This window comes from Geodermatophilus sp. SYSU D00710 (assembly GCF_054050195.1).
The window spans coordinates 1-3,537 of the sequence record NZ_JBJGYX010000115.1 but is presented as its reverse complement, the minus strand read 5'-3'; the positions used below and the strand labels follow the sequence as shown (position 1 = coordinate 3,537).

3 protein-coding genes are annotated in these 3,537 nt (G+C 76.1%); 1 reads left to right on the top strand and 2 read right to left on the bottom strand.

Annotated elements, in window-relative coordinates; translation table 11 throughout:
* Window positions 1-106 precede the first annotated feature (106 nt).
* Window positions 107-706: a biotin transporter BioY gene (locus tag ACI78U_RS24815; protein ID WP_456878116.1), complete on the bottom strand. Its 600-nt coding sequence runs from the start codon at window positions 704-706 to the stop codon at window positions 107-109.
* A gap of 612 nt (window positions 707-1,318) precedes the next feature.
* Here ACI78U_RS24815 and ACI78U_RS24810 point away from each other — a divergent pair.
* Window positions 1,319-1,687: a hypothetical protein gene (locus ACI78U_RS24810; protein WP_456878115.1), complete on the top strand. Its 369-nt coding sequence runs from the start codon at window positions 1,319-1,321 to the stop codon at window positions 1,685-1,687.
* A 141-nt stretch (window positions 1,688-1,828) separates the two neighbouring features.
* Here the strand turns inward: ACI78U_RS24810 and ACI78U_RS24805 are convergent, their stop codons facing one another.
* Complete coding sequence (locus ACI78U_RS24805) at window positions 1,829-3,361, bottom strand: ATP-binding cassette domain-containing protein (protein ID WP_456878114.1); 1,533 nt, start codon at window positions 3,359-3,361, stop codon at window positions 1,829-1,831.
* Window positions 3,362-3,537 lie beyond the last annotated feature (176 nt).

The window sequence follows — 3,537 nt, the reverse complement described above, 5'->3', positions numbered from 1 at the left end:
ATAAAAAGGGGCCGCCCCGCGGGGGGTTCCGCCCCCGCGCGGCCCCCGGCCACCCGGCGCCCCCCCCCCCCGGGCGGGGGGGCGGGGCACGACGGGGTGCGGGGCGTCAGCCGCGGCGGCGCGCCACCCGCCAGGCGCCACCGAGGACCACCGAGGCGATCGCGGCCTTGATCAGGCCCCCGATGATGAACGGGTAGAAGCCCGCCTCCAGCGCCTGCGACGCGCTCATGCCGGTGGCGAACGCCAGCCAGGGCACGCCGACGGCGAAGACGACCGCCTGGCCGGCGACGAACAGCGGCACCGAGGTGAGGAAGCGCCGGTCGGCGCCGTGCCGGGCGGCCAGGCCGATGAGGTAGGCCGCCGGGATGAAGCCGAACACGTACCCACCGGTCGCGCCGACGACGACGTCCCAGCCACCGGAGGCCTCGGAGTAGAACGGCAGCCCGACCAGCGCGGACAGGATGTAGACCACCTGCACGGCCACGCCCCGCACCGGGCCGAGGCTCGCCGCGGTGAGCACCACGGCCAGCGTCTGCCCGGTCACCGGGACCGGCGAGCCCGGCACCGGCACCGAGACCTGCGCGAGCAGCGCGGTGAACAGCACGCCCAGCGCCACCAGGACGACGTTGCGCGCCCGGACGGCGGGGACCAGGTCGGCGAGGACGAGCGGGCGGGCGCCGAACGCCGGCACGGAAGCGGTGGCCAAGGATCCTCCTGAGGCGAGGCGGCGCCGACCCGGCGCCGCGGGGCGGCCCGAGTCTGCCCTACGTCCGTCCCGGGACCAACCGCCGGTCGGACGGCTCCCGCACCGCCGTCCGGGACACGCGCGGTCGTCGCCGGAGCCCCGCCGGAACCGTTGCGGTCGGTGGCTGCGCGCTCACCTGCAGGTATGCCGGCCGGTTTGCCGGGCCTCCGGGAGGCGTGTTCTCTGGGGTCCAGAGCCCCTCGGCGAAGGCGAGAACCAAGGCGGGAACAAGGCGGTCATTGAGGCATGGCAAGCGGATGGTGGGCGTCGCTGTGGTCGTGGCGGCGACCCGCTCCCCGCGAGCAGGCCGCGGTGCCGCCACCGGACCGGGCACCCGACGACGGGCCTCGGCCGGCGACATCCCCGGGGACCCTCCCGGACCCGCCTCCCGCCGACGACGCAGGGGCCGCGCACCCGGCTCCCGCCGGTGCACCGCAGGACACGGGGGCGCCGGAGCCGTCCCCCGTGCACACAGAGACGGCCGGTCCGTCCGGTCGACCCGGGTCCCACCCCGACCCGGTCCGCAGCAGCCCGCTGCTGCCTTCCCCTCTCGAGACGACAGGAGCCCCTCCCGTGGCACAGCTGGACAACGTCATCGCCGACCTGCTCGCGATCGAGGGCGCCAGCGGCGCCGCGATCGTGGACATCGACAGCGGCATGGCCCTCGCGAGCGGGGGCACGCCCGGGTTCGACCTCAACGTCGCGGCCGCCGGGAACTCGAACGTGGTGCGCGCCAAGCTGCGCACCATCCAGGACCTCGAGCTCAAGGACGAGATCGAGGACATCCTGATCACGCTGCAGAACCAGTACCACCTGATCAACGTGCTCAAGGGACAGGGCAACTCCGGCCTGTTCATCTACCTCGCGCTCAACCGCGTGACCGCGAACCTCGCGCTCGCCCGGCACAAGCTGCGGTCCGTCGCGGCCACCGTCAGCGTCTAGCCGCCGGCCGGCACCCGGCCCGCACGGGGGCCGGGCCGGGTGCCGCCGCGCAGCCCCACGGGCCGGAGGTGAGGTGCTGGAACGGCCCCGTCCCGGGGCCCGCCCCGAGCGGGCCAGGGGTGGGGAGGACGGGGTCCTTCCTCACGCGGCGGTGGCCGCCTCCACGATGCGGTCGCGGACCGCGTCGACGGCGAGTTCGCGGGTGTCGATCCAGCGGGCGACGCGGCCGCCGGAGACGATGCCGACGCGGTCGCAGCACTCGGCCAGCTCGTCGGGGTCGACCGACACGACGACGACCGAGGTCCCGTGCGCGGTCGCCTCGTCGAGCAGCTGGCGCACCTGGGCGCGGGCCCGCACGTCGAGCCCGCGGGTGGGCTCGTGCAGCACGACGACGTCCCGGGCCGAGGCCATCCACCGGGCCAGCGCCAGCTTGTGCTGGTCACCGCCGGACAGGGCGCCGAAGACGGTGCGGATGCTCAGCGTCTTCACGTCCATCCGGTGCACGGTCCGGATGACGCCGCGCAGCCTGGCGATCTCCTCGCGGATGTCGGTGAGCGCCCCGTACGCCTCCTGGGTGAGGGTGCGGGCGATCGTCTCGCCGGGGTCGACGCCGTAGGCGTCGTGGTCGGGGTGGTAGGCGGGCAGCCGCAGGGAGCGGTCGTCGGCCGGGCCCAGCGACCGGGGCTCGCCGTGCAGCAGCAGCTCGTCGGTGACGGCCGGCAGCTCCCCGGACAGCGCGTCGGCGATCTCGTTGACGCCGGAGGCGCGGTGCCCGGTCAGCCCGACCACCTCACCGCGGCGCAGCACCAGGTCGACGCCCTCGACCCGGCCGGGCACCCGCAGGTTGCGCACCTGCAGGGCGACCTCGTCGTCGGAGGGAGCCGGGTGCGTGCCGGCCGGCACCGGGACGTCGTCGTCCGGGACGGCCGGCGCGACCGACGCGATCCGCGGGGCCGGGGGAGACACCGGCGCGCCCACCGTCTCGGCGGCCAGCCGCACGGGGTCGAGGTCGGCGCTCGGGGCGTCGAGGGTGATGCGGCCGTCGCGCAGGACCAGCACCCGGTCGACCACCTCGAGCATCTCGGGCAGCCGGTGGCTGATGTAGAGCACGCCGCGGCCCTGCCGGCTCAGCCGCCCGGTGACGGCGTGCAGGCGGGAGACCTCCAGGGGCAGCAGCGCCGCCGACACCTCGTCGAGCACGACCAGCCGGGTGTCCTCGGCGAGCACGCGGGCGGTCTCCACCAGGCCGTGCACGAAGTGCGGCAGGTCCCCGACGAGGGTGTCCGGGTCGACGTCGAGGGCGACCTCGGCGAGCAGCACCTGCGCCTGCCGGCGCAGCTCCGCCTGGGGGCGGCCGGCCTGCGCCGTGCCGCGGAAGACCGCCTGCGCGACGGTGAGCGCGGGGTCGATCCGGACGAGCTGCTCGACGACGCCGACGCCGAGGTGGCGGGCGTCGTCGACCGACAGGGGCGCGTAGGGGTGGCCCTGCAGCGTCATGGCCCCGCCGTCGGCGGGGGTGGTGCCGGCGAGGACGTCGCCGAGGGTCGACTTGCCTGCTCCGTTGGTGCCGACGAGCCCGACGACCTCGCCCGCGGCGATGCTGAAGGAGACCTCCTGCAGGACCCGCCTGGCTCCGAAGGACTTGGTCAGTCCCTGGACCTGCAGCAACGTCATGGGCGGGTGGGCCTCCCCCGGACCGGGTCCCCCACACCAGGGTCGAGGGACCGTGCTGGCAGCGTCCCCGCGACGCTGGTTTCCGAGACCGATCCTACCCGCGACGGGGGGGGGGGGGGGGGGGCCGCGGGGGGGGGGGGGCGGCCCCCGCGCCCCCGGCGCCCCCCCCCCCACGC